This window comes from Stenotrophomonas sp. CASM110 (genome assembly GCF_049384345.1).
Classification (GTDB): Bacteria; Pseudomonadota; Gammaproteobacteria; order Xanthomonadales; family Xanthomonadaceae; genus Stenotrophomonas; species Stenotrophomonas muris.
The window spans coordinates 59,840-84,002 of record NZ_JBMRGI010000021.1; the positions used below are offsets into that span (position 1 = coordinate 59,840).

Below are 24,163 nucleotides of genomic sequence, written 5' to 3' on the forward strand. Positions count from 1 at the left end.
TTGGAGTGACCGATGACGGCTGTGCCCGCCCCTGTTTCCTCGACCGCGGCCGGCGCGCTGTCGGCGTTCCTGCGTGGCGTCGAGCGCCGTGCCCTGGTGGTCGCTGAACTGCAGTGCGGCGATGCCGCGCGTGCCGAGCAGACCCTGGTGGCGGTGATGCGCGCCTTTGCCGCAGTGGCCAGCGACCTGCCGATGGCGCAGTGGCCGACCCGCTTCTGGACCCTTCTGGGCCAGCGCCAGGCGCTGCGCGAGCCTGTGGGCGGGCAGTGGCTGCCGCCGTTGGCCGTGCTGGGCGCGATGCCGCCGCTGCCGCGCCTTGCGCTGCTGCTGCGGGTGGGGGGCAGCCTGGACGAGGGCATCGCCATGCGCGTGCTCGACCAGGACGAGGCGGGCTACCAGCACCTGCTGGCCGACGCCTGCCCACGTGATGCCCACGGCCAGCCGGATGCCTCGGCCTGGCGCCAGTTGGCCGAACAGGTGCAGGCGCGTATCCGTGAGTTGCCGGCCGCGCGCCTGCAGCAGCTGCAGCAACCCGCCGCCGCGACCGCCCACAATGAAGCCCCGACCCCGAGCTGGCGCGCACCGCAGCGCGATGAGCGGGCGGCCGCCAATGGCAAGCGCCGTCGCACGAACGCCAAGCCACGTTGGCGCGGTCCGCTGATCCTGCTGGCGACCGTGGCGATACTGTTGGCCGCAGCGCTGGGCTGGCGCCACTGGCAGGGGCATTCCTTCGGCAGTGATGCACCGCTGCCGGAGGGGGTGGTGGGCGAGGCCGGTCCGGTGACGGTGGAAGCCCTGCCACCCAGCAAGGTCAACGCCACGCCGGATGCGACCACGGCCCAGGCCACGGACGACGCAGCGATGCTGGCCGATCGTGACTACCCGCTGGTTGCCGATGCCGACCTGTACGCGTGGACTGCCGCGGGCGGCCCGCTGCCGGTGGATGAATCGCAATCCAGGCCGAGCCGGCCGGAGCCGGCCAGTGCCACGCTGGAAACCGCTGCTGCCGATGAATAAGTCCGTGTTCGCCAGCCTGCTGCTGGCCCTGCCGTTGTCGCTGTCTGCCGCGCCGCAATCGTTGAACGTGCCGTTGCCGCCACCGACGTCGCCGGCCACGCCGGTGGCTTCGCCAGCACCGTCGACGGCAGCACCCTCTGGCTTCGCCCAGCTCGATGCGCAGCAGCAGCGCCAGCGCCGCGCCGACTACGCCGCCTGGCGGGCGCTGCCGGAAGGAGAGCGCGAGCGCATCCGCCAAGCGGCTGCGCGATTCAATGCGCTGCCTGCGGACCAGCAGCAGCGCCTGCGCCAACAGTTCCGCGACCAGGACCAGGCGTTCCGCGACGGGTGGCGGCTGGGCCCGCAACTGGGCCTGGAATTCCCCAAGCTGCATGGCTTGTTCGGCTTCGTGCCGCCGGAACAGCGCGAGACCGCGCTGGCCGTACTGCGCCAGCTCAGCCCGGCGCAGCTGGCCCAGCTGACTCTGGTCGCGCAGCGAACGCCACCGCAGGAACGCGACGCAGTGCGCAGCGCTTTCCTCGCCGTGCCCGCCGCCGAGCGCGACAGCTGGCTCAAGCGCCAGGCCGGCCAGTAAAAAAGGGGACGGAGGGGATTAAGTCGCATCCGGCACTAGCGGGCCTGAAACGACTTAATCCCCTCCGTCCCCTTTTTGTGTGGGGCGGCTGAAACCCAGCATTCACGCCATGTCATGGGAATGCACGCGCCGCCCGCGTAAGATGGGCGCCCGCAACCCGGTGCCTGTGCCCTTCGCGCGCAACCGCAGTTCGCGTCAAGCACCTTATGTCTACTGCAACCTCCACGCCGCGCTTCAGCAAGGAAGTCGGCGCCACCGGTCTGCTCGCCCTGCCGCTTGTGCTGGGCCATGTGTCCACCGGTCTGATCTCCTTCGTCGACAACGTGATTGCCGGCCACCACGCCACGGCCACACTGGCCGCCGTCACCATCGGTACGGCGCTGCTGTGGCTGCCGATGCTGATTCCGATCGGTACCCTGATCTCGCTCACCGCCTCGGTGTCGCAGCTGCATGGCGCCGGCCGCGAGCGCGAGATCGGCCCGCTGTTCCGCCAGGCACTGTGGCTGGCCTTGGGGCTGGGCCTGATCATGTTCACCTTCCTCACCGTGGTGCCGCCGCTGCTGCCGTCGTTCGGCATCGCGCCGGACATCGTGCCGGGGGCGACCGCGTTCCTGCATGCGGTGCGCTGGGGCGGACCTGCGCTGACCCTGTACTTCTGCATGCGCTATCTCAGTGAAGGCATGCACTGGACGCTGCCGACGATGCTGCTCGGCTTCGGTGGCCTGCTGGTGCTGGCACCGATGGGCTATGTGCTGGCCAACGGCAAGCTCGGCTTCCCGGAAATGGGCGCCGAAGGCCTGGGCATCGCCTCGGCGGTGATGATGTGGCTGCAGGCGATCGCCTTCGCCACCTACCTGTGGTTCACCAGGCGCTTCGCCCATCTGCAGCTGTTCTCGCATTTCGAAGGGCCGCGCTGGAAGGCGATCTGGGACTTGCTGCGCACCGGCCTGCCGATCGGCATCACCGTGCTGATGGAGGGCGGCCTGTTCATCGTCACCGCGCTGCTGATCGGCCGCCTTGGTGCCAACGAAGCCGCTGCGCACCAGATCGCGATCAATGTCGCGCAGCTGTGCTTCATGATCCCGATGGGCGTGGCCGAGGCCACCACCGTGCGCGTCGGCCATGCGGTCGGCCGTGGTGACGGCTTCGGCGTGCGGCGTGCGGCCTGGGCCGGTTACGCGATCATCATGGGCACGCAGACGTTGTCGGCGGCGGTGCTGCTGTTCGGCCACGATGCCATCGTCGGTGTGTACACCAACGACCTGGCGGTGGCCGGCCTGGCCTCGACCCTGCTGCTGTACGCGGCCACCTTCCAGTTCCCGGACGGCATCCAGGTGCTGTCGGCCGGCGCGCTGCGCGGCCTGAAGGACACCCGCGTGCCGATGTTCATCGCCATGTTCGCGTACTGGGGCCTGGGCATGCCGCTCGGCGCCGGGCTCGGCCTGGGGCTGGGCATGGGCCCGCAGGGCATGTGGATCGGCCTGATCGTCGGCCTGACCGCCGCTGCCATCCTGATGGGCTGGCGCCTGCGCCGCAGCAGCCAGCGCATCGGGCAATCCGCGCTGTCCTGATCTTCCCGCCCGCCACGTTCACCCGTGACGGGCGATCCCCTGACTTGTGTCCGATGCTGCATCACGCGGCACCGGCTATGCTGGTACCACGGCAAGAAGCCATCCGGAGCGTTCCATGAATCAACCCGTGCCCCCGCTGCCCCCGGCGCGTCGCAACCCCGTCGCCAGTTTCTTCATCGGGCTGTGGGACGTCATGAACTTCACCCGCCGGTTGATCCTCAACCTGGTGTTCTTCGGCCTGCTGTTCCTGCTGCTGGTGATGTTCGTCATCGCCGCCGGCATGGGTGCCGGTGCCAGCAAGTCGCTGCAGGACCGCACGACGCTCGTGATCGCGCCGGAAGGCCGCCTGGTCGAGCAGTTCAGCGCCGACCCGGTGAGCCGCGCGCTGGCCAAGGCGGTGGGTGACAACGGCGCCGAGGAGATCCAGCTGCGCGATCTGCTGCGGGTGATCGAGTCGGCCAAGGAAGACAAGAAGATCGAACGCGTGGTGCTGGAGCTGGACAAGCTGCAGCCGTCCGGTTTCGCCTCGCTGCGTGAGGTGGCCGCCGCGCTGCAGGACCTGCGCGCCTCCGGCAAGCAGCTGGTGGCCTACAGCGAGAGCATGGGCCAGTCGCAGTACCTGCTGGCCGCGCAGGCCGACGAGGTCTACCTGGACCCGATGGGTTCGGTCGTGCTCGAAGGCCTCGGCCGCTACCGCCAGTACTTCCGCACCGGCCTGCAGGACAAGCTGGGCGTGGACGTGCACCTGTTCAAGGTGGGCGAGTACAAGTCCGCGGCCGAGCCGTACGTGCTCGACGCGGCGTCGCCGGCCTCCAAGGAAGCCGACCTGTTCTGGATGAACGACGTGTGGCAGCGCTACCTGGGCGACATCGCCAAGGCCCGCCGCCTGGATCCGGCACAGCTGGCCGCCGGCATCGACACCCTGCCGGAAGGCATCGCTGCCGCCGGTGGTGACCTGGCCAAGTTCGCCCTGCAGCAGAAGCTGGTGACCGCGCTGAAGACCCGCGAGGAATTCGAGGATCTGATGATCGAGCGCGGCGTGGCCGACGAGGATGCCGACGGTGGTTTCCGCAACGTTGACTTCGGCCGCTACCTGGCCCTGCTCGACGCGCGCCGCAACCCGGTGGACTCGCGTCCGCAGGTGGCCGTGGTGGTGGCCGCCGGCGAAATCAGTGGCGGTGACCTGCCGGCCGGCCGCATCGGTGGCGAGTCGACCTCGGCGCTGCTGCGTGCCGCGCGCGACGACGACAACGTGAAGTCGGTGGTGCTGCGGGTGGATTCGCCGGGCGGTGAAGTGTTCGCCTCCGAGCAGATCCGTCGTGAAGTGGTAGCCCTGCAGGCTGCTGGCAAGCCGGTCGTGGTGTCGATGGGGGATCTGGCCGCTTCCGGTGGCTACTGGATCAGCATGAACGCCGATCGCATCTATGCTGATCCGTCGACCATCACCGGTTCGATCGGCATCTTCGGCATGGTGCCGAACTTCAGCCGCGCGCTGGACAAGATCGGCGTGCACACCGACGGTGTCGGCACCACCCGCTTCGCCGGCGCCTTCGATGTCACCCGCCCGATGGACCCGGCCGTCGGCCAGGTCATCCAGACGGTGATCAACAAGGGCTACGCGGACTTCACCGGCCGTGTCGCCGACGCCCGCAAGAAGCCGGTCGAGGCCGTGGACGAGGTCGCCCGTGGCCGCGTGTGGAGCGGTGCACAGGCCAAGGAACGCGGCCTGGTCGACGCCTTCGGTGGCCTGAAGGACGCGGTGGCCGATGCGGCCAGCCGCGCCAAGCTGGGCAAGGCCGATGCCTATCGCGTGCGCTACATCGAGAAGGCAGCCACGCCGTTCGCACAGTTCGTCAGCGGTTTCGCCGGCAGCCGCGCCGGTGCCTGGATGCTGTCCGATTCGGGGATGGCGCGGATGATGCTGGCACGCACGATGCCGGAAGTGGACACTCAGTTGCGCTTCGTCGAGAACGCGGCCCGCGAGAAGGGCAATGGCGCTCCGGTGAAGGCGCTGGCGTACTGCTTCTGCGGATTCTGATCGGCAACGGTACCGAATGAAAACGCCCGGCTCTGGCCGGGCGTTTTCGTTCATGGGGTCGGATTCCTTGGCAGCACAAAGGTCTCTGACTCCACAGGTCATTGCGTCGCGTCGGCTTCGGCCTTGCGCTCACGCGCAGCGGCATCATCGACGGTTTTCTGCACGTCCTTGGCGCGGTCCAGCGGGTCGTTGATCGCACGCGACATCGCTCGTGGCACCGGTGGCTTCTCCGGGTTCGGCGTGGGCGGCCGCTGGCAGGCCGCCAGCAGCAGGCTGGCCAGCAGCGACGTGGACTGGATCAGGATGCGCATGGCGGCTCTCCGCGGTGGGCGTATGGCAAGTGTCGCATCCCCGGCCGAGCGCTGCCGTGAGCGCGTATCCTTGCGGCATCGAAACACAGCGGGCGCGGCCCCGGAGGACTCATGACCCAGCAACGGTGGCGCCTGGACGGCCAGACGGCCCTGATCACGGGTGCCAGCGCCGGTATTGGCCTGGCCATTGCGCACGAACTGGCTGGCCTCGGCGCCGACCTGATGATCGTCGGCCGCGACATCGACATGCTGGAAACGGCGCGCGACGAACTGCTGGATGTCTATCCGCAGCACCAGGTGCACGCGCTGGCGGCCGATGTCTCCGATGACGAGGACCGTCGGCAGATCCTGGACTGGGTGGAAGATCACAGCGATGGCCTGCACATCCTGGTCAACAATGCCGGTGGCAACGTCACCAAGGCGGCCACGGAATATTCCGAGGACGAATGGCGCAAGATCTTCGAGACCAACCTGTTCTCGGCCTTCGAGCTGTCGCGCTACGCGCATCCGCTGCTGGCCCGGCACGCGTCGTCGTCGATCGTCAATGTCGGCAGCGTGTCCGGGCTGACCCATGTGCGCAGTGGCGTGGTCTATGGCATGACCAAGGCGGCGATGCACCAGATGACCCGCAACCTGGCCGTCGAGTGGGCGGAGGATGGCATCCGGGTCAACGCGGTGGCGCCCTGGTACATCCGCACGCGGCGCACGTCCGGTCCGTTGTCGGACCCGGACTACTACGAGGAAGTGATCAACCGCACGCCGATGCGCCGCATCGGCGAGCCGGAGGAAGTGGCCGCAGCCGTTGGCTTCCTGTGCCTGCCGGCGGCCAGCTATGTCACCGGCGAATGCATCGCGGTGGATGGCGGCTTCCTGCGCTACGGGTTCTGATCTTCCAAAGGGTAGTGCCGGCCGCTGGCCGGAAACTGGAATCATTTGAAGATCCTGCGATTGCCGGCCAGCGGCCGGCACTACCGGGTGGCTGTCACCCCGGTACCGGGCAGTTGCTGGCCTCCAGCACGCCCTGCAGCCGTTCGCGTTCCCCACGGGCGTTGTCGCGGTTTTCCGGCGAGGCGAACCGCTCACGGCCACGTGCGTCGCGGAAGCGTTGCTGCCAGCTGCTGCAGCGCTGCGCGTCCGGCAGTTCCTCGCAGCGGTCGCGCACCACTTCGCAGCCGGCGGCATTGACCGGCGTGGCGCCGCCCAGTCCCTGCACGGTCATCAGTTCGCAGCGCCCGGGGGCGGCTTCGTATTCGTGCAGGTAGCCACCGCCCTGGCTGTCGGTGCACTGGAAGATCGGTGGCAGCGGCGGCTTCGGCGGCGCATTGCTGTCCGGCGCGGCATCGGCCTGGCGTGGCAGCGATGCACTGTCGAGTATCAGATCGCCGCCTTCGCGTTCGACCATGCCAGCTTCCATGATCGTGCGTCCTTCGCCGGGGCGACGAGGCGCGGGTGCGGGAACGGACGGCGCAGTGGCCGCGGCCGGTCCGGGCGCGGCCGGCACGGGTGCCGCTGACGCCGGCGCCGGCGGAGCACTGGCCGGCACCCTCACCACCTGCTGCTTGCTGCCGGCAGGGCAGGGCGTGCGTTGCAGGGTGGGCACATCGCTGCTGCTGGAGGTACAACGGTAGATCACCCCGTCGTCGGCCAACGCGTTGCCGGCGAACAGGCCCAGGGCCAGCCAGATCAGGTTCTTCATGCGCACAGCGTACATGCCCAGGCCGGCATCGCGCTCAGCGTTCGCAGTCCCGCGACAGGCGCGCGTCGATGCCACGCTGTTCATTGCTGATGGCGGTGCGCTCACTCTGCAGCGCGCTGTTGTAACGGCGGTCCAGTTCCCAGCGGCGGTCACGCAGGCGCGCACAGACGTCCTGCGGCGGCAGCGCATGGCAGCTGTCACGGACCAGCACGCTGCCGGCCGGCACCTGCACGCCGACGCCCACCGCAGGCGGCCGGTAGCCTGTGCCTTCACCGATCGGCGCACCGACCGGCGTGCCGAAGCCCGGGCGTGGACCGGGATGGACCGCGCCGTGGTGCCCGTGCGGGAGCCACACGCTGGTCCACAACGGGACCCAGCGCGGATTGCCCTCGTTGCTGTCGCTGGTGTAGCGGCGACCGTCGTCGCTCACGCACTCGTACAACGGTTGTGGCGGCTGGATGTAGACGTGGCGGACTTCGCGATCGCGCATCACCGGAACCTCGCTGGGCGCCGCGGGAGGGGCGTCACTGCGCACCACCCGGGGTGCCGGATCGCGCGGGCGCTGCAGGTCACGCACCTCCTGCCGGCCGCTGCTGCAGGGCCTGTCCTGCAGGGCCACGGCGCCATTGCTGGCGACGCAGCGGTAGACGCGCACGTCCTCGGCGGCCGATGCGGTCCATGGCAGCAGCAGGCACAGGCCCAGGGCGGTGCGCAGCAGGTTCATGGCGGCAGGGTGCGTGATTGTGCGTGGCAGTGCAATCGTCCGCTCAGGAGCGCAGCACGTTGCCGCTGAGCGCGTCGCGGATCGGGGTGGGCTGGGCCAGGCCGCCGGTTTCGCCATCGAGGATGCCATCGAGCAGGCGCAGCAGGCGTGGATCCAGCTCGGCACGGCTGCGTGCCGGTGGTTCACCGGCCAGGTTGGCGCTGGTGGAGACGAGGGGCCCCCCCCAGGCGCGGCACAGGGCGGCGACCAGCGGGTGCGCGCTGATGCGCACGGCGATGCCGCTGTGCTCGCCGGTAATCCAGGGCTGGGCGCGCGGACCGGCCGGCAGGATCCAGGTGTTGGCACCCGGCCAGCTGGCCAGCACCGCGCGCTGGCGGGCATCGGGCAACGCCTGCAGGCGCACCCAGCCCTCCAGCTGCGACAATTCGGCGGCGACCAGGATCATGCCCTTCTCGATCGGGCGCTGCTTCAGCCGCAGCACCATGTGCACCGCCGCCTCATGCGAGGGATCACAGCCCAGGCCCCAGACCGCTTCGGTCGGATAGGCGATCACGCCGCCGGCGCGGAGCGTGGCGACAGCAGAGTCCAGGGTGAGTTCTTTCATGGCGGCGACCGGCCCGACGTGGGCCCCCATTATCCCCCTGCGGCGTGCAGAAGGGGTGGACCCTGGCCCGGTAGTGCCGGCCGCTGGCCGGCATCGGGTGCTTCTGGATGTTGCCGGCCAGCGGCCGGCACTACCCCTTATCCACGCATGGCGTGAATCTACTTCGCGGCTTTCTTGACGGCCTTCTTCGCCGGTGCCTTCTTTGCAGCGGCCTTCTTTACCACGGCCTTCTTCGCCGCCTTCTTGGCAGGCGCTTTCTTGGCTGCGGCCTTCTTCGGCGCCGCTTCCTTCTTCACCGCCGCCTTCTTGGCCGGTGCCTTCTTCGCGGCAGCCTTCTTGGCGCCGAAGCCCTTGCGCACGGGCTTGCCGGTTTCTTCCATCAGCTGCTGCACTTCGGCCAGGGTCAGCGATGCCGGCTCGCGATCCTTGGGGATCTTGCCGTTCATCCTGCCGTCGCTGATGTACGGGCCGAAGCGGCCGTTCAGCACTTGGATGTCGCTGCCCTCGAACTCCTTGATGATCCGGTTGCGCGCGATCTCTTCCTTCTCTTCGATCAGGAACACGGCGCGGGCCAGGTCGATGGTGTACGGGTCGTCTTCCTTCTTCAGCGAGGCATAGGTGCTGCCGCGCTTGGCGAACGGGCCGAAGCGGCCGATGCCGACGCTGACCGGCTCGCCGTTGTCCTCGCCCAGCGCGCGTGGCATCAGGAACAGTTCCAGCGCGTCTTCCAAGGATATGGTGTGCATCGACTGGCCGGGGCGCAGCGAGGCGAATTTCGGCTTCTCCTCGGCGTCCTCGGCGGTGCTGCCGATGGCGGCGTAAGGCCCGAAGCGGCCGAGGCGCACGCTGACCGGCTTGCCGGTCTTCGGGTCGGTGCCGAGCTCGCGCGCGCCACTGGCCTCGGCGCGGTCCACCGATTCCTTCTTGTCTTCCACCAGCTCCTTGAACGGCTCCCAGAAGCGGGCCATCAGCGGGATCCACTCTTCTTCGCCACGCGAGACGGCGTCGAGCTCGTCTTCGAGCTTGGCGGTGAAGTCGTAGTCCACGTACTGGGTGAAGTGGCTGGACAGGAACTTGGACACCGCGCGGCCGACGTCGGACGGGCGGAAGCTGCGGCCTTCCATTTCCACGTACTTGCGGAACAGCAGGGTCTGGATGATCGAGGCGTAGGTCGACGGACGGCCGATGCCGTACTCTTCCAGCGCCTTCACCAGCGCCGCTTCGGTGTAGCGCGGCGGTGGCTGGGTGAAATGCTGCTCGGCCTGGATGCGTTCCAGCGGCACGCGGTCGCCCGGTTTCATCGCCGGCAGCTTGCGGCCTTCGTCCTCGTCTTCGGCGCTCTTGTTGTCCTTGCCTTCCTCGTACACGGCCAGGAAGCCGGGCACCACCACGGTGGTACCGCTGGCACGGAACACGTGCTCGCTGCCAGCCGACAGGTCGACGCTGACCGTGTTGAGCGTGGCCGGAATCATCTGGCAGGCGACGGCGCGCTTCCAGATCAGTTCGTACAGGCGGCGCTCGTCGTCGGTCAGGAAGCGGGCGACCTGCGACGGAGTGCGCAGGGCCGAGGTCGGGCGCACCGCCTCGTGCGCTTCCTGGGCGTTCTTGGACTTGGTCTGGTAGGTGTTCGGCTGGTCGGGCAGCGAGGCGATGCCGTAATCACGGGCGATCACGTCGCGGATTTCGGCCAGCGCGTCCTGCGACAGGTTCACCGAGTCGGTACGCATGTACGAGATGAGGCCGACGGTGCCTTCGTCACCGATCGCCACGCCTTCATACAGCTTCTGCGCCACCTGCATGGTCTTGCGGGTCGTGAAACCGAGCTTGCGCGAGGCTTCCTGCTGCAGGGTGGAGGTGGTGAACGGCGGCGCCGGGCGGCGCTTGCGCTCCTTGCTGGCCACGTCGGTGACATGCAGCGAGCCCTGCGCGGCCTGCTGGATGCGCAGGCGGGCGGCTTCGGCGGTGTCGCCGTCGGTGATGGTGAACTGCTCGAATTTCTGCCCGTCCAGCTTGATCAGCTTGGCGTTGAAGTGCTGCGACGGGTGTGCGCACTCGGCGGCGATCGACCAGTACTCGCGGGCGATGAAGGCTTCGATCTCTTCCTCGCGCTCGACGATCATGCGCAGCGCCGGGCTCTGCACGCGGCCGGCGGACAGGCCGCGCTGGACCTTGCGCCACAGCACCGGCGACAGGTTGAAGCCGACCAGGTAGTCCAGCGCGCGGCGCGCCTGCTGGGCATCGACCAGGTCGCTGGCGATCGCGCGTGGCTGGCTGATCGCTTCCTTGATGGCGCGCGGGGTGATCTCGGTGAACACCACGCGCTGCATCGGCTTGTCCTTGACCAGCCCGCGTTCCTTCAGGATCTCGGCGATATGCCAGCTGATCGCTTCACCTTCGCGATCCGGGTCGGTCGCCAGCAGGATGTCGTCGGCGCCCTTGGCGGCCTTGGCGATCGCGTCGACATGTTTTTCGTTCTTGTCGATCACGTCGTAGTGCATGGCGAACCCGTTGTCCGGGTCGACCGCGCCTTCCTTCGGAATCAGGTCACGCACATGCCCATACGAGGCCAGGACGGTGTAGTCCTTGCCGAGGTATTTGTTGATCGTCTTGGCCTTGGCCGGCGATTCGACGATGAGCAGGTGCTTGGGCATGGCAGCAGTGTCTGTGGGGCGAGCCGCAGGGGAGGGGCCGCTAGGGTGGAGCAAACGGCCGCATTAGTGAAGCGGCCACGGACAAATCAATACGCTGAACGCCCGGTAGTGTGCCGGGCGTTCAGGTTTCACCTTATTAGAGGAATCACGCCCGGCCAGCCCCTGTCAAGCAGCCAGACGTGAGGATGGCCGTTCATGAGGCCATCTTGGCGATGAAGCCGACCGCGGCCACCAGCACCACCAGGCCCGCCAGCACCAGCAGGCCGGTGAGCACCAGGATCACGATGGTGACCGTGCCCAGCTCATGGCGCTGCAGGTGCGGCTGGTCGGTGTAGGCCCAGCGGTCGACCACCAGGGTGTCGCAGATCATGTCGTGCAGGCCCTGCTTGCGCTCGGTGAAGGCGGCCATCAGGAAGCCGATGCCGAGGGTGAAGCTGCTCAGCAGCATGGCCCAGTAGCGGCCGAAGGCGCGGCCCTTGGTCAGGCGATCGCCGTTGCTGCGCACGACCTTGATGCCGACCGCCATCTTGCCCAGCGTGGCGCCACCCTGCGAGGAATGGAACCAGGTGTAGTAGGCAACGCCGATGGCCATGTTGATCAGCGCGCTGGCCACCTGCGCGACGATTTCGATGGAGGTCTCGCCGCTGCCCACCGCGCCCATGCTGGCGCCAAGCACCACGCCGATGATGGCGCCGATGATGCCGCCCGGAATGGCCAGCACGAAGTAGTCGATCATGTACGCCGCTACGCGCTTCCAGAAGCCTGCGTAGACCACCTCGCCGCCGATCACCGGCTGCGGGCCACCGGCACCGGAAGCGGCCGGGGCGCTGTAGGGCGAGCTGCTGAGCGCACCCGTGCCAGGCAGCGGTGCAGTGCCGTTGTCGATGGCGGCGTAGTCGCCGCGCAGGTCGAAGCCGCCGCTGGCGGTGGCCGTGCTGGCATCGGCCAGTGTCTGCAGGCCGAGCTCATCGACCACCTGGCGCAGTGCAGCCCACTGGGCCATGCCTTCGCGCCAGACCAGGGTGTCCAGGTTCAGTTCGCCCCGCTGGAAGCGCTGGCGGATTTCCTGGACCGGCAGCGGGCCCTGGCGTTGCTGTCCTTCGGCGTAGTACCACTCGGTCATTGCATGTTCCCTGTTGGATCGTCCTTGGAGGTGCTGCCGTGCGCGTGGCTCAGCCGCGGCACGACGGCGGCAGGTACTTGTCGTCGCTTTCACCGCTGCATTCCCAGCGGCCGCTGTCGCGATCATATTCCAGCCACAGCAGGTCGCCATCGAGGCTCTTGCCGGGCACGGCCAGCGTTGCTTCGATGCCGCAGTGGCCGTTGTTGAAGCGGCCGATGTTCACCGCCGACAGGCCGGCCTGGGTGAAATCACCCGGCGCCGGGAAACCGGCATCGTTGGCACCGGGGCAGCGGCCTTCGTCGTCGGCGAAGTGCTGCACCTGCTGTTTCAGCGGCTGCAGGGCATTGACCGCGGTGGCAACCTTGGCACGCACGGTGTAGTCGTTGTAGGCAGGCAGGGCGATCGCCGCGAGGATGGCCATGACCGGCACCAGCACCAGCAGCAGGCCGCCGCCGATGATCGCGGTCAGGGCGCAGCCGGAGAGCTTCTTTTTCGGCGGCGGCAGCACCCCGGCCGGGGTCTGCGTGGCATAGGGCGTGGACGGTGGCAGCACCGGTGGTTGCGGCGGCGGCGGCGCAACCGGTTCCGGTTCGGGCTCCGGCTCGGGTTCCACGGCCGGCGCGGCGACGTCCAGCGCCGGCACGATCAGGCCCAGCTCATCGACCACGCTGCGCAACGGCTGCCATTGCGGCAGGCCGTCGCGCCAGACCAGGGTGTCCAGGGAGATCTGGTTGTTGCGGAACAACTCGACCAACTGTTCCGCCGGCAGCGGGCCTTGCTGCCGGTTGCCTTCTGCGTGGAACCACTCGCTCACGGGGACGCTCCTGAATGCGCTATGCCCCCAAGTGTACGGTCAGTGCAGGGGTTCTGGCTCGTCCATGAACATCTGCGTCTCCATCCAGGCGTAGGCCGCTTCGGAGCCGGGCTGGTTGAACAGCACCATCAGCACGACCCACTTCAGGTCGTCCAGGTCCAGTTCGTCCTGGTCCAGGGCCATCGCCCGGTCCAGCACCAGCTCGCGCTGGTCGGCGTCGAGGATGCCGTGCTGTTCCAGGTACAGCAGGAAGCCGCGGCATTCCACGTCCAGCTTGTCCAGCTCGGGGCCGTGGTAGATGCGCACGGGGCCATCGACCCGCGCCTGGGCCACGCTCGGCCGCTGCGCGGCCAGGGCATCGAGCCAGTCGAACGCCTTGTTGATCTCGGTGGGGCTGAAACCGGCCTGGATCAGGCCGTTCTGGAGCGAATCGCGGTCACGGATCAGGTCCGCATCTTCGCTGAAATAGTGTTCAAACAGGTACAGCAGTACATCCAGGATGCTCTCTTTCATTGCCCCTCGGCCTGCGTCGCGCGACGCTGTGGAGGTGAAGAAACTAGGGAGTTCGACAGTAGCGGCCGTGTACGCACACCACGATTCCCGCCAGTTCCATGGCCAGCAGCATGGAGGACACCTGTGACGCCGTCAATCCACAACGCGTGATCAGTGAATCCATACCGCTTGGGTTGTGGTCCAGCGCCCGCCACAAGCACTGGTAGTCAGGGTCGTCGGCCCAGCGCGCCGGCAGGAGCGCCGGCGGTGCCTGTTCAGTGGGGGTGGCCAACCGCGATTGCAAGCCCGGCAGCTGCTGGCGAAGGGCGGGGGCGAGCAGTTCCAGGACCTCCTCGGGGCGCTCGACCAGCGCCGCGCCCTCGCGGATCAGGCGATGGCAGCCGGTCGCGCGCGGGTTGAGCACCGACCCGGGCAGGGCACAGACCTCGCGGCCTGCCTCGGCGGCCAGGCGCGCGGTGATCAGCGCGCCCGAGCGCTGCGCGGCCTCGACCACCACGGTGGCCAGCGCCAGTCCGGCCACCAGCCGGTTGCGCGCAGGGAAGTGGCTGGGACGGGCAGCCGTGCCCGGCAGGTACTCGCTGAGCACCACGCCTTCGGCGGCGATCCGCGCCTGCAGCCGCGCGTGGCTGTCCGGATAGGCCCGGTCAGGGCCGGTGCCGATCACTGCCATGGTGCAGCCGCCGGCCTCCAGCGCAGCCTGGTGCGCGGCCGCATCGATGCCTGCGGCCAGGCCGCTGGTCACCGCCAGGCCGGCCTCGACGAAGCAGCCGGCAAAACGCGCGGCCAGTGCACGCCCGCCCGGGGTGGGCGAGCGGCTGCCGACCAGCGCCACCGAAGGGCGCCAGGCCAGGCAGGGATCACCGGCCACGAACAGCGCCAGCGGCGGGTTGGGTACCTCCAGCAGTGATGGCGGAAAGGCCGGATCGGTACACGGCAGCAGGTGATGGTTGTCCTGTTCCAGCCAGCGCCGGGCGGATGTCCAGGCCCGGGTATCGGGGCGTTCCAGGGCGGCGCACTGCTCCGGCGTGCAACCGTGCGCACGCCAGGTCGCAGTGCCTTGCGCGATGGCGGTTTCCGCATCGCCCGCGGCCTGCAGCAGGGCCCGTCGGGACGCCAGTGCGCCTCCCGCCATCAACAGGCGCAGCAGCGCCTCGTATGCATGTGTGGTCATCCCCCACTATCGGCCGCACACAACAAAGGCGCCCTAGGGCGCCTTCGCATGTGGCTGTCAGGTTTTGCCGGAGGTGCCTGCCGGCCCGCGGCCGGCACTCCAGTGGTGGCCGGGGCAGTCCGGCAACCGTTACTTCGCGTCCGGGTGCAGCGCGTTGTAACCCACCTGCACCGGCTTCACGCCCTGCATCACCAGCGCGTAGCTGACGTTGTCGAAGGTGCGGAACACCATCGCATGCGCGGCATATTCATCCGGCAGCGAGACCCGGCCTGCGCCGGTGCTGAGCGAGTCGTCCATGCGCGAGGAGGTCGGGTACTTCATGCGGTGCGCTACATGGCGGCCCGGGCGCCACAGCGAGAACACGGTGCCGTTGTCCACGCCCTGGGCACGGCCGGCCGAAATCGCGATCACGTCGCGTGGGCCACCGGCGGTGAACATGTCGGTGACCGCCAGCACGCGCACGTCCACGCCCTCGACACCCGCAGCGGGTACGTGGGGCACGAACTGCAGGTCGTACGGCCGGGCTTCGACCGGCACCAGGCGGTCGCCGGCGCGCACTTCGCGGCCGCCGACGTTCTTGTCCAGCACCAGCGTGGAGGCCTCGACCTTGCCGCCGGCGATCTGGGTGATGGTGCCGGTGGCGACCTGGGCCAGTTCGTAGCCGAGCACGCCACGACGTGCGTTGGGTGCGTTGTAGGCCTTCCACAGGTTGCCGCTGCCCGGGGTGACGTCGCCATTGGCGGTCAGGTCCTCGGTCGGCTTGGGCTGGGCGTAACGCACGGTCGGGCGTACCACGGCCCAGCGCTGGCCCACCTGGGCATCCGCCAGGCGCACGTAGACGGTGTCGCCACCGGACACGCGCAGGCGGCTGTCCTCCAGGCCGACGACGTAGGGCAGCTGCTTGACGCTGTCGACAACGCTCAGCTGCTTCAGGAACGGCTCGACCTGGGCCAGCGGAATGGCGTCGATCGGGGCCTCCTGGCGCGGACCGGCCTGGGACACGGTCACCCGGTCCAGGTAGGCCAGGCTCAGCACGTCACCTGGATAGATCAGGTGCGGGTTGGCGATCTGCGGATTGGCTTGCCAGATCTCCGGCCACAGCCAAGGCTTCTGCAGGAAACGTGCGGCGATATCCCACAACGTATCCCCTTTTCGGACCACATAGGTGTCCGGGTGCCCGCCATTCACTTCCACGGCGGTAGCATAGGCAGCCACGGTCAGCATCGCCGCGGCGACGACCGTACGAAAACGAAGCAACATAGGTGTGAAGCCCTGATTCCCCAACAGGTCCACGCACTATAGTCCAGAAACCGGGGCGCAAGGCAAGCGTTGGAGCTAGAATCTGCGACGTATGCCGGCGTGCCGGCCCCCTACCCGGAAACAGCCATGGCCCTTCTCCCCATTCTCGAGTTCCCCGATCCGCGCCTGCGTACCAAGGCTGCGTTGATCGACGCCGCCGAAGTCACCACGCCGGCCTTCCAGGAACTGATCGACAACATGTTCCTGACCATGTACGACGCCCCGGGCATCGGCCTGGCCGCCACCCAGGTGGACGTGCACAAGCGCTTCATGGTCATCGATGTCAGCGAAGAGAAGAATGAACCGCATGTGTTCATCAACCCGGAAATCGTCGCCAAGGACGGGGGCCGGGTGTACCAGGAGGGCTGCCTGTCGGTCCCGGGCATCTTCGCCGACGTGACCCGCGCTGACACCATCACCGTGAAGTACCTGGACCGCAACGGCCAGGAGCAGCAGCTGGAGGCCGGTGAAGTGCTGGCCACCTGCATCCAGCACGAGATGGACCACCTGGACGGCAAGCTGTTCATCGACTATCTGTCGCCGCTCAAGCGCGAGATGGTCCGCAAGAAGCTGGCCAAGCAGCGCAAGCACGTGGCGTGATCGCCAATCCGGGCCGCCCTCCGGGTGGCCCGTGCCTGCGCGACGCGCGCGGGCTGTACGGCGCCGGCCGACGGCGCCGTTTTCTTTCCTGCACGAATCCATCCTGCAAGTGGGGTAGCCATGAGGATTGTCTTTGCCGGTACGCCGGAATTCGCGGTGTCGTCGCTGCGCGCCGCGGCGCGCCACCACGAGGTCGTGGCCGTCTATACCCAGCCTGATCGCCCGGCCGGGCGCGGCCGTGGCCTGGCACCGTCGCCGGTCAAGCTCGAAGCCGTGGCCCGTGGCATTCCGGTCTACCAGCCCGAATCGCTGAAGGATGAAGCTGCCCAGCGGCAGCTGCGCGACCTGCAGCCGGACCTGATGGTGGTGGTCGCCTACGGCCTGATCCTGCCCAGGGCGGTACTGGCGGTCCCGACCCACGGCTGCTGGAACGTGCATGCCTCGCTGCTGCCACGCTGGCGCGGTGCCGCGCCGATCCAGCGCGCGATCCAGGCCGGTGACGCAAAGACCGGCGTGTGCCTGATGCAGATGGAAGCCGGCCTGGATACCGGCCCGGTGCTGCTGCACCAGGAGCTGCCGATCGCGGCCACCGATACCGGCGGCCAGCTGCATGACAAGCTGGCCGAACTGGGCGCACAGGTGCTGTCCGACGGCCTGGGCCTGCTGCGTGCCGGCATCAAGCCGATCGCGCGGCCGCAGCCCGAACAGGGCGTGACCTACGCGCACAAGCTGGACAAGGCCGAAGCCCGCCTGGACTGGGCGCAGGACGCCGATGCACTGGCGCGCACCGTGCGCGCCTTCAATCCGTGGCCGATCGCCGAGGCCACGCTGGCCGGCGAGCGCGTGCGCATCCACGGCGCGGTCGCTCTTGACCTGGCCCACGGCCAGGCGCCGGGGGCGGTGCTGGCGGCCGGCCGCGATGGTATCGACATCGCCTGCGGCCAGGGCGCGCTGCGCCTGCGCACGCTGCAGCGCGAAGGCGGCAAGGCGATCACCGCCGCCGACTACCTCAATGCCCGCCGCGACCTGCACGTGGGGGCATAAGCGGTGTCGAAGCAGAATGATTTCTCCGTCGCCAAGGCGGCGCCGGGCGCGGCCACCCGCATGCTGGCCGCACGCGTACTGGCGCAGGTGTTCACCCGTGGCCGCTCGCTGAAGGCGGAACTGGCCTGGGCACTGCCCAAGCTGGCCGACAGTCGTGATCGGGCCTTGCTGGAAGCGCTGTGCTTTGCAGTCCTGCGCCGCCGCAGTACCTACGACGCTGCCTTGCAGTCGTGGATGCAGAAGCCGCTGTCGGCGCGTGATGCCGACCTGCGCACGTTGCTGATGGTGGGCTTCGCGCAGCTGGACGTGCTGGAACTGCCGGCGCATGCGGCCCTGTCGGCCACGGTCGACGCCGCCCGCGCGCTGGGCCGTGAGCGCCAGGCCGGGCTGGTCAACGCGATCCTGCGCCGCGCGCAGCGCGAGGGGTTCCCGGAGCAGCCTGCGCGTGACGCCTTTCCGGCGTGGCTGGCCGATGCCGTCGAGCGCGACTGGCCGTCCCAGGCCCAGGCGATCTTTGCTGCCAGCCTGCAGCCTGCGCCGCTGTGGCTGCGTGCCAACCGCCAGCAGGGGGGGCGTGACAAGGCGCTGGCCACGCTGGCCGAGGCCGGCATTGCTGCCGAAGCCAGCCCGCTCAGCGCCGACGCGCTGCGCCTGGTGGCGCCCATCGCGGTGAACCAGTTGCCGGGGTTCGCCGACGGTGCGCTGTCGGTGCAGGACCTGTCGGCGCAATGTGCGGCGGACGCGCTGGCACCGGCGTCCGGCGCCCGCGTTCTGGACGCCTGCGCGGCACCGGGTGGCAAGTCGGCGCACCTGCTGGAGCGTGACCCGAGCCTGCGCCTGCTGGCGCTGGATATCGATGCGCGTCGCCTGGCGCGTGCCCGCGATACCTACACCCGCACCGGTGTAGGTGAGGGCGCGCAGACCCGGGTGGCCGATGCCAGCGACCCCGGTGCGTGGTGGGATGGCACACCGTTCGACGCCATCCTGCTGGATGCTCCGTGTTCGGCCACCGGCGTGATCCGCCGCCAGCCGGACGTGATGTTCCACCGCCGCGCCGAGGATATCGATGCGCTGGTCGGCGTGCAGGCCCGCCTGCTGGAGGCCTGCTGGTCGATGCTGCGCCCGGGCGGCGTGCTGCTGTACGCCACCTGTTCGATCCTGCGCGCCGAGAACATCGATCAGGTGCGGGCCTTCCTGAAGTGGCATCCGGACGCGGTGGCACAGTCGCTGGATGACAGATTCGGCCTGGACTGCGAGGGGATCGCGCGCCAGCGACTGCCGGGTGACAGCGATGCTGACGGATTCTTTTACGCGCGTCTGCTAAAAACGGCCTGACCCCCGCTGACGTTGCGAGTCCCATGCTGAAATCCCGCGCGTCGCGCGAGACGTGGTTGTTCGTGGTGATGGCCCTGCTGGTGCTGGGGGCCGGGCTGGGCCTTCGTGATCCGTGGCCGTCGGACGAGCCGCGCTTCGCGCTGGTGGCCAAGCAGATGTTCGACAGCGGCCACTGGCTGTTCCCGCACCGCGGGACCGAGCTGTACTCGGACAAGCCGCCGATGCTGATGTGGTGGCAGGCCACGCTGTACAGCCTGGTCGGGCAGTGGCGCGTGGCCTTCCTGCTGCCGTCGCTGCTGGCGGCACTGGGCACGCTGTGGTGCGTGGTCGACCTGGGCCGGCGGCTGTGGACGCGGCGGGTGGGGCTGTATGCCGGCTGGGCGCTGCTGTTCGCGCTGCAGTTCACCTTCCAGGCGAAGAAGGCGCAGATCGATCCCCTGCTGCTGCTGTTCATCACCCTGGCCAACTACGGCCTGCTGCGCCACCTGCTGCTGGGGCCGGCCTGGCGCTGGTGGTGGCTGGGCTGGTTCTTCGCCGGCATCGGCGTGATCACCAAGGGCGTGGGCATGCTGGCGCTGCTGATGATCGTGCCCGCGGCAATCGCCACGGCGCTGCGGTGGCCACGGGTGGGCCTGCACGCGCGCGACGCGCGCTTCTGGCTGGCGCCGCTGGCCTTCCTGCTGGCGGTGTCGTTGTGGCTGGCGCCGATGCTGCTGGCCGGCTTTGCCACCGGCTCGGACGAATATCGCGCCTACATGGACGATATCCTGTTCCAGCAGACGGCGCGGCGCTACACCCATTCCTGGGATCACCACCAGCCCGCCTGGTACTTCCTGGCGACGATGCCGCTGATGTGGATCCCGGCATTCCTGGCCCTGCCCTGGGCGATTCCGGCCTGGCGCCGCCGGCTGCAACGCCGCGACGCGCGCTATCTGCTGCCGCTGGCCTGGTGGCTGATGGTGGTGCTGTTCTTCTCGATTCCCGCCGGCAAGCGCGACGTCTACATCCTGCCGGCGCTGCCGATGTTCTGCCTGGTGCTGGCACCGCTGTTGCCGGGGTTGCTGAAGCGACGCGATGTGCAGGCCGTGGTGGGGCTGTTCACCGGCCTGCTGTCATTGGGCCTGGCCGTGGCTGGCGCGATGGCGGTGCTGGGTGACCCGGCCTTCGAGCTGCGCCTGACCCATAGCCGCGGGCTCGCCCCCGGGGCCGTCGACGCGCTGGCGTGGACGATCCTGGCGATGGGCCTGTGGGGCGGATTGAGCCTGCTGGCCTGTGGCCGTCGCCGGCAGCTTGCGCTGGTGTCGACCCTGGCGGTGGTCTGGGTGCTGTACAGCCTGGTCGGCTACCCGCTGCTGAACGATTCCAGTTCGGCCCGTGGCCTGATGCGCGCGGTCGGTACCCGCCTGGGCCCCGATGCCGAGCTGGGGCTGGTGGCCTGGAAGGAACAGCACCTGCTGCTGGCCGACCGTCCCGCAGCGACCTTCGGTTTCGAGACTGACTGGGACGAGCAGCTGGTGGCGGCCACGCGCTGGCAGCGGCTGGCACCCGGACGTCGTTGGCTGCTGGTCCACGAGTACGCGATGCTGTCGTGCGTCGACCGCAACCGCTCCGAACTGGCCGGCGTGGCCAACCGGCGGCGCTGGTGGCTGGTGCCGGCAGCGGCGGTGACGGTGCCGTGCGTGGTCACTGCCGAGGAGCGGGAACGTGAACGGCGTTTGCAGGAACATGACTAGCCAGCACGATTTCCGCTTGTCCAGTCTGCCCAAGCGGGTCCAAAGGCAGTAAAACAGCAGGCTGGGACGGCCCGCGTTGGCCCGTCCCATTCTTCCAGCAGATTGCAGCGATACTTCCCGACGTGCCAGCTTCACCGGACAACCTGAACCTCATGGCCGGCGACCCGCTGGGCGTTCCCGTCGGTGGGCGTCACGGGGTTGCACACGGGCTGGCCCAGCTTGGGCTGTTCTGCCTGCCGGCACTGGTGCTGACCGTGCCGATCAACCTGTTGCCGTACGGTCTCCTGCTGCTGCTCAGCACCCTGCTGGCGCCGGAGCTGCTGTGGCGCGCGCGGGGCATGGCCGGCCAGCCGGTGAAAGTGCTGGTCTGGCTGATGCTGGCGGTGCTGGCGCTCGGCGTACTGTCGGTGGTGCTGTTCGAACAGGGCCTGCGTGACGTCGACAACCGTTCGCGATTCGTGGTGATCCCATGGATCGCGCTGTGGATCTGCGCGCTGCGTCCCAGCCTGCGGTGGCTCTGGTACGGCTCGTTGACCGGCCTGCTCGCCACCTTCGTGATGTCGCTGTGGCAGGTGCTGGGCGGCGCCCCGCGCGCGGAGCTGTTCACCAACGCCATCGTGCTGGCCGACATCGTGATGGTGTTGATGGTGCTGCTGGTGTTCTGCCGGCCGTCGCGGCGCTGGTCGCTGGTGATCCTCGGCATGGCCGCCGGTTGCGGCACCATCGTGCTGACCGGCAGCCGCGGTGTGTTCGCCGCCTTGCTGGCGCTGCTGGTGGTGCTGGCGCTGAGCCTGCGCTGGCGTACCGGTGCGGCGCGCCTGTCGGTGCTGGCCGGGATGCTGGCGATCGGTGCGACGCTGCTGCTGTCGGTGCCGGAGCTGCGCCACCAGGTCCGCCTGAGCGAGCTGCACAGCGACGTGCAGCGGATGGAGCTGGGCGACAGTGATTCTTCCGCCGGTGCCCGCGTCGAGCGCCTGCAGGTAGCCTGGCAGACCTTCCTCGATCATCCGCTGGTGGGTGTTGGCATCGGTCATTTCGACAGCGCGATGCAGCGCGTGCCGGTCTGCCGGGAGAACCCGGAAGAGTTGCGCTGCCACCTGGGGCATGCCCACAACGACGTGGCCGAATGGGCGGCGACCCAGGGTGTACCGGGCCTGCTGCTGTTGCTGGCGGTGTATGGCATCCCGCTGTGGTTGTTCGTGCGCCTGCATCGCCGCAGCGGACGGGCGACCTTCCGCGGGCCGGCCGCTGCCGGCGTCATGCTGGTGATCACCTACGCGTTGTGCGGGCTGACCCAGTCGATGTTCGCGCACCAGATGACGGCCAGTTTCTACGTGACCCTGGTCGGCCTGCTGACCGGCCTGTCGATCGTCGAAGGCGCGCGCCACCGGGCGATCACCGGCTCGTGATGCGTCGGCGCGCCGGGCGGGCCCCGGCGATCAGGGGTTCGGCGGGTCGGCCACGGGCTGGCCGTTGCCCAGCATCCACAGCATGATGGTCTTCTGCCGCACGTAGTTGGCGCGCACGTAGGCGTAGACCAGGCCGTGCCAGCCGTCGCGGAAGCCGCCACGGAACACGAAGCCGCGCCAGAACCGCCAGGCCGGCGCCAGTACCAGCTTGCCCAGCGTGGCCCGCTTGCCGCGTGCGAACTCGTGCTCGGCCATCATCCGCGCGTACTTCTCGGTCTTGGCCAGCTGCTGCTGCAGGGAGCGGTACGGGTAATGGACCAGGTCGCCGCGCAGGGTGCCGACGCTGCCGTCGACGCTGGCCGCCTCGTGGATCTCGCGCTTGCCGCGCCAGCCGCCGCGGCGGCGGTCGAACAGGCGCATCACCCGGTCCGGGTAGGCGTTGCCATGGCGCAGGAACCTGCCGAAGTACTCCGACAGGCGCGCGAAGCGATAGCCGGCATGGCCGGCGAAGCCACCGTCGCGGGCCCGTTCGATGGCTGCGCGCAGTTCCGGGCTGATCCGCTCATCGGCGTCCAGGCACAGCACCCAGTCGTGGCTTGCCTGCTCGACGCAGTAGGCCTTCTGGCTACGGAAGCCATCGAACGCGCGCTGCAGCACGCGGGCGCCTGCGGCCTCGGCGATGGCCAGGGTGGCATCGGTGGAGTACGAGTCCACGACGATGATTTCGTCGCAGAAGGCCAGCGAGGCCAGGCAGTCGCCGATGCGGCCGGCCTCGTTGAACGCGATAATGCAGGCCGAGATGCGAGGCCGTTCGATGGGAGCGGTCGTGGAGGACATGATGGCCGGGTACCTGTTGTTTGCGACGGAGCGCTATGCGCTGCCTATTCTCGCCCCGTTGGCGCAGGCCTTGCACGCCTCCGGGCAGGAGGTGGCGGCCTGGTTCGAGGACGGCGCTGCCGCCAGCAGCCTGCCGGGCGTGCCCAACATCGGACTGAAACAGGCCCTGGCGATGCGGCCGCGTGCCGTGTTCAGCGCCGCCAACTGGGTGCCGACCTTCCTGTCCGGCGCCAAGGTACAGCTGTTCCATGGCTTCAACGTGGAGAAGCGCGACAGTGCGCGCGGCCACTTCCGGGTGCGCGGCATGTTCGACCTGTACTGCACGCAGGGGCCGGCCACCACCGCTCCGTTCCGTGAGATCGCCGCCCTGCAGGGCCACTTCGCCGTAGCCGAGACCGGCTGGCCGAAGCTCGACCCGCTGTTCCGCGACGACGGTGGCGAGAGCGCCGCGCTGCGCGCAGCGGCGGGCGGGCGCCCGGTGATCCTGTTCGGTTCGACCTTCACCGAGCGCCTGAGCGCAGCGCCCCACCTGCATGCGCAGATCGCCGCCGATATCGCTGGCGGTGAGCGCTACTGGCTGCTGACCCTGCACCCGAAGTGCCCACCGGAACTGTTCGAGCGCTACCGCGCGCTGGCCGGTGCCCATGCCCGCTTCATCGAGCCGGAGCAGGTGATGGCCGCGCAGCGCGCCGCCGATGTGCTGGTGTCGGACACCTCGTCGATCGTTTCGGAGTTCATCGTCCAGCACAAGCCGGTGGTGACCTTCCGCAACCGCGTGCCCAAGCCGCACATGATCGACTTCGACGACCCGGCGCAGCTGCCGGCGATGCTGCAGCGCGCGCTGCATCCCGACGCCGCGCTGCAGGCGGAGATCGTGCGCTACGCCGACGCCATCCATCCGTACCGCGATGGCCTGTCCAGCGAGCGGGTGATCGCCGCCACCGAGGATTTCCTGTCCGGTGAAATGGGCGTGCTGCGGCGCAAGCCCTTCGGCAGCTGGGTGCGCGACCTGCAGATCCGCAAGGACCTGGGATATTGGGGGCCGTCGCAGCGCTGATGCCTCGCCGACCCCGCTCGCGGTAGTGGGGGGGGGGGGGGG

General features: G+C 68.9%; 22 protein-coding genes. 11 read left to right on the forward strand and 11 right to left on the reverse strand.

Annotated features, from left to right (window positions below):
• Nucleotides 1-12 precede the first annotated feature (12 nt).
• The 4 genes from VG561_RS17040 (at nucleotide 13) to sppA (ending at nucleotide 5,200) form a co-directional block, all read left to right on the forward strand.
• Nucleotides 13-1,017, forward strand: a complete 1,005-nt coding sequence (locus VG561_RS17040) for a hypothetical protein (protein WP_014648577.1) — start codon at nucleotides 13-15, stop codon at nucleotides 1,015-1,017.
• Nucleotides 1,010-1,591 carry a DUF3106 domain-containing protein gene (locus tag VG561_RS17045; protein WP_032958258.1) on the forward strand — a complete coding sequence of 194 codons (582 nt, stop codon included), beginning with the start codon at nucleotides 1,010-1,012 and terminating at the stop codon, nucleotides 1,589-1,591. Before VG561_RS17040 ends, VG561_RS17045 begins: the two co-directional genes overlap by 8 nt.
• A 206-nt stretch (nucleotides 1,592-1,797) precedes the next feature.
• Nucleotides 1,798-3,162 (forward strand): MATE family efflux transporter, encoded by a 1,365-nt coding sequence (locus VG561_RS17050; RefSeq protein WP_046432753.1) that lies wholly within the window; start codon nucleotides 1,798-1,800, stop codon nucleotides 3,160-3,162.
• A gap of 115 nt (nucleotides 3,163-3,277) precedes the next feature.
• Nucleotides 3,278-5,200, forward strand: a complete 1,923-nt coding sequence (gene sppA / locus VG561_RS17055; protein WP_032958263.1) for a signal peptide peptidase SppA — start codon at nucleotides 3,278-3,280, stop codon at nucleotides 5,198-5,200.
• A gap of 98 nt (nucleotides 5,201-5,298) precedes the next feature.
• Here the strand turns inward: sppA and VG561_RS17060 are convergent, their stop codons facing one another.
• Nucleotides 5,299-5,511: a hypothetical protein gene (locus tag VG561_RS17060; protein WP_126411411.1), complete on the reverse strand. Its 213-nt coding sequence runs from the start codon at nucleotides 5,509-5,511 to the stop codon at nucleotides 5,299-5,301.
• 111 nt (nucleotides 5,512-5,622) lie between these two features.
• Between VG561_RS17060 and VG561_RS17065 the strand changes: the two genes are divergently transcribed.
• Nucleotides 5,623-6,399, forward strand: coding sequence for an SDR family oxidoreductase (locus VG561_RS17065; RefSeq protein WP_014038643.1), 777 nt, complete (start codon nucleotides 5,623-5,625; stop codon nucleotides 6,397-6,399).
• Nucleotides 6,400-6,493: 94 nt separating this feature from the next.
• Here the strand turns inward: VG561_RS17065 and VG561_RS17070 are convergent, their stop codons facing one another.
• The 9 genes from VG561_RS17070 to VG561_RS17110 form a co-directional block, all read right to left on the reverse strand.
• The gene (locus VG561_RS17070; RefSeq protein WP_041864295.1) at nucleotides 6,494-7,207 is read right to left on the reverse strand and encodes a hypothetical protein; all 714 of its coding nucleotides are present in this window, start codon (nucleotides 7,205-7,207) and stop codon (nucleotides 6,494-6,496) included.
• A gap of 34 nt (nucleotides 7,208-7,241) precedes the next feature.
• Nucleotides 7,242-7,931, reverse strand: coding sequence for a DUF4124 domain-containing protein (locus tag VG561_RS17075; protein ID WP_423179825.1), 690 nt, complete (start codon nucleotides 7,929-7,931; stop codon nucleotides 7,242-7,244).
• A gap of 43 nt (nucleotides 7,932-7,974) precedes the next feature.
• Nucleotides 7,975-8,565 (reverse strand): Sua5/YciO/YrdC/YwlC family protein, encoded by a 591-nt coding sequence (locus VG561_RS17080; protein WP_080053022.1) that lies wholly within the window; start codon nucleotides 8,563-8,565, stop codon nucleotides 7,975-7,977.
• 128 nt (nucleotides 8,566-8,693) lie between these two features.
• On the reverse strand, nucleotides 8,694-11,186 hold the full coding sequence (locus VG561_RS17085; RefSeq protein WP_069117783.1) for a DNA topoisomerase I: 2,493 nt from the start codon (nucleotides 11,184-11,186) through the stop codon (nucleotides 8,694-8,696).
• 193 nt (nucleotides 11,187-11,379) lie between these two features.
• Nucleotides 11,380-12,309, reverse strand: coding sequence for an RDD family protein (locus VG561_RS17090; RefSeq protein WP_049408647.1), 930 nt, complete (start codon nucleotides 12,307-12,309; stop codon nucleotides 11,380-11,382).
• A 49-nt stretch (nucleotides 12,310-12,358) separates the two neighbouring features.
• Nucleotides 12,359-13,123 (reverse strand): pilin, encoded by a 765-nt coding sequence (locus VG561_RS17095; RefSeq protein ID WP_014648567.1) that lies wholly within the window; start codon nucleotides 13,121-13,123, stop codon nucleotides 12,359-12,361.
• 39 nt (nucleotides 13,124-13,162) lie between these two features.
• A complete protein-coding gene (locus VG561_RS17100) occupies nucleotides 13,163-13,636 on the reverse strand; it encodes a DUF494 family protein (RefSeq protein ID WP_005419622.1) in 474 nt (157 codons plus the stop codon).
• A gap of 43 nt (nucleotides 13,637-13,679) precedes the next feature.
• Nucleotides 13,680-14,807 (reverse strand): DNA-processing protein DprA, encoded by a 1,128-nt coding sequence (gene dprA / locus VG561_RS17105; RefSeq protein ID WP_014648566.1) that lies wholly within the window; start codon nucleotides 14,805-14,807, stop codon nucleotides 13,680-13,682.
• Between the two features lie 129 nt (nucleotides 14,808-14,936).
• Complete coding sequence (locus VG561_RS17110) at nucleotides 14,937-16,067, reverse strand: LysM peptidoglycan-binding domain-containing protein (protein ID WP_032958270.1); 1,131 nt, start codon at nucleotides 16,065-16,067, stop codon at nucleotides 14,937-14,939.
• Nucleotides 16,068-16,193: 126 nt separating this feature from the next.
• On the opposite strand from VG561_RS17110, the gene def reads away from it, so the two are divergent.
• From def to VG561_RS17135, 5 genes are all read left to right on the forward strand, one after another.
• Nucleotides 16,194-16,706: a peptide deformylase gene (def, locus tag VG561_RS17115; protein WP_014648564.1), complete on the forward strand. Its 513-nt coding sequence runs from the start codon at nucleotides 16,194-16,196 to the stop codon at nucleotides 16,704-16,706.
• Nucleotides 16,707-16,826: 120 nt separating this feature from the next.
• Nucleotides 16,827-17,750 carry a methionyl-tRNA formyltransferase gene (fmt, locus tag VG561_RS17120; RefSeq protein WP_423179826.1) on the forward strand — a complete coding sequence of 308 codons (924 nt, stop codon included), beginning with the start codon at nucleotides 16,827-16,829 and terminating at the stop codon, nucleotides 17,748-17,750.
• Nucleotides 17,751-17,753: 3 nt separating this feature from the next.
• Nucleotides 17,754-19,085 (forward strand): 16S rRNA (cytosine(967)-C(5))-methyltransferase RsmB, encoded by a 1,332-nt coding sequence (gene rsmB, locus VG561_RS17125; protein ID WP_414611767.1) that lies wholly within the window; start codon nucleotides 17,754-17,756, stop codon nucleotides 19,083-19,085.
• Between the two features lie 23 nt (nucleotides 19,086-19,108).
• Complete coding sequence (locus VG561_RS17130; protein ID WP_111206757.1) at nucleotides 19,109-20,818, forward strand: ArnT family glycosyltransferase; 1,710 nt, start codon at nucleotides 19,109-19,111, stop codon at nucleotides 20,816-20,818.
• Nucleotides 20,819-20,970: 152 nt separating this feature from the next.
• A complete protein-coding gene (locus tag VG561_RS17135; RefSeq protein ID WP_014648560.1) occupies nucleotides 20,971-22,227 on the forward strand; it encodes an O-antigen ligase family protein in 1,257 nt (418 codons plus the stop codon).
• A gap of 30 nt (nucleotides 22,228-22,257) precedes the next feature.
• Here VG561_RS17135 and VG561_RS17140 read toward each other — a convergent pair whose 3' ends face one another.
• Complete coding sequence (locus tag VG561_RS17140; protein WP_014648559.1) at nucleotides 22,258-23,064, reverse strand: glycosyltransferase family 2 protein; 807 nt, start codon at nucleotides 23,062-23,064, stop codon at nucleotides 22,258-22,260.
• Between VG561_RS17140 and VG561_RS17145 the strand changes: the two genes are divergently transcribed.
• Complete coding sequence (locus VG561_RS17145) at nucleotides 23,063-24,121, forward strand: CDP-glycerol glycerophosphotransferase family protein (protein ID WP_032958279.1); 1,059 nt, start codon at nucleotides 23,063-23,065, stop codon at nucleotides 24,119-24,121. The two genes, VG561_RS17140 and VG561_RS17145, sit on opposite strands and share 2 nt — an antisense overlap.
• Nucleotides 24,122-24,163 lie beyond the last annotated feature (42 nt).

Coding starts and splice junctions, on each gene's coding strand:
- VG561_RS17065 (WP_014038643.1), top strand. CDS start 5,623: ATGACCCAGCAACGGTGGCGCCTGGACGGCCAGACGGCCCTGATCACG.
- fmt (WP_423179826.1), top strand. CDS start 16,827: ATGAGGATTGTCTTTGCCGGTACGCCGGAATTCGCGGTGTCGTCGCTG.
- VG561_RS17080 (WP_080053022.1), bottom strand. CDS start 8,565: ATGGGGGCCCACGTCGGGCCGGTCGCCGCCATGAAAGAACTCACCCTG.
- VG561_RS17060 (WP_126411411.1), bottom strand. CDS start 5,511: ATGCGCATCCTGATCCAGTCCACGTCGCTGCTGGCCAGCCTGCTGCTG.
- VG561_RS17085 (WP_069117783.1), bottom strand. CDS start 11,186: ATGCCCAAGCACCTGCTCATCGTCGAATCGCCGGCCAAGGCCAAGACG.
- VG561_RS17135 (WP_014648560.1), top strand. CDS start 20,971: ATGGCCGGCGACCCGCTGGGCGTTCCCGTCGGTGGGCGTCACGGGGTT.
- VG561_RS17140 (WP_014648559.1), bottom strand. CDS start 23,064: ATGTCCTCCACGACCGCTCCCATCGAACGGCCTCGCATCTCGGCCTGC.
- VG561_RS17050 (WP_046432753.1), top strand. CDS start 1,798: ATGTCTACTGCAACCTCCACGCCGCGCTTCAGCAAGGAAGTCGGCGCC.
- VG561_RS17045 (WP_032958258.1), top strand. CDS start 1,010: ATGAATAAGTCCGTGTTCGCCAGCCTGCTGCTGGCCCTGCCGTTGTCG.
- sppA (WP_032958263.1), top strand. CDS start 3,278: ATGAATCAACCCGTGCCCCCGCTGCCCCCGGCGCGTCGCAACCCCGTC.
- VG561_RS17100 (WP_005419622.1), bottom strand. CDS start 13,636: ATGAAAGAGAGCATCCTGGATGTACTGCTGTACCTGTTTGAACACTAT.
- def (WP_014648564.1), top strand. CDS start 16,194: ATGGCCCTTCTCCCCATTCTCGAGTTCCCCGATCCGCGCCTGCGTACC.
- VG561_RS17110 (WP_032958270.1), bottom strand. CDS start 16,067: ATGTTGCTTCGTTTTCGTACGGTCGTCGCCGCGGCGATGCTGACCGTG.
- VG561_RS17040 (WP_014648577.1), top strand. CDS start 13: ATGACGGCTGTGCCCGCCCCTGTTTCCTCGACCGCGGCCGGCGCGCTG.
- VG561_RS17130 (WP_111206757.1), top strand. CDS start 19,109: ATGCTGAAATCCCGCGCGTCGCGCGAGACGTGGTTGTTCGTGGTGATG.
- dprA (WP_014648566.1), bottom strand. CDS start 14,807: ATGACCACACATGCATACGAGGCGCTGCTGCGCCTGTTGATGGCGGGA.
- VG561_RS17075 (WP_423179825.1), bottom strand. CDS start 7,931: ATGAACCTGCTGCGCACCGCCCTGGGCCTGTGCCTGCTGCTGCCATGG.
- VG561_RS17070 (WP_041864295.1), bottom strand. CDS start 7,207: ATGAAGAACCTGATCTGGCTGGCCCTGGGCCTGTTCGCCGGCAACGCG.
- VG561_RS17145 (WP_032958279.1), top strand. CDS start 23,063: ATGATGGCCGGGTACCTGTTGTTTGCGACGGAGCGCTATGCGCTGCCT.
- VG561_RS17090 (WP_049408647.1), bottom strand. CDS start 12,309: ATGACCGAGTGGTACTACGCCGAAGGACAGCAACGCCAGGGCCCGCTG.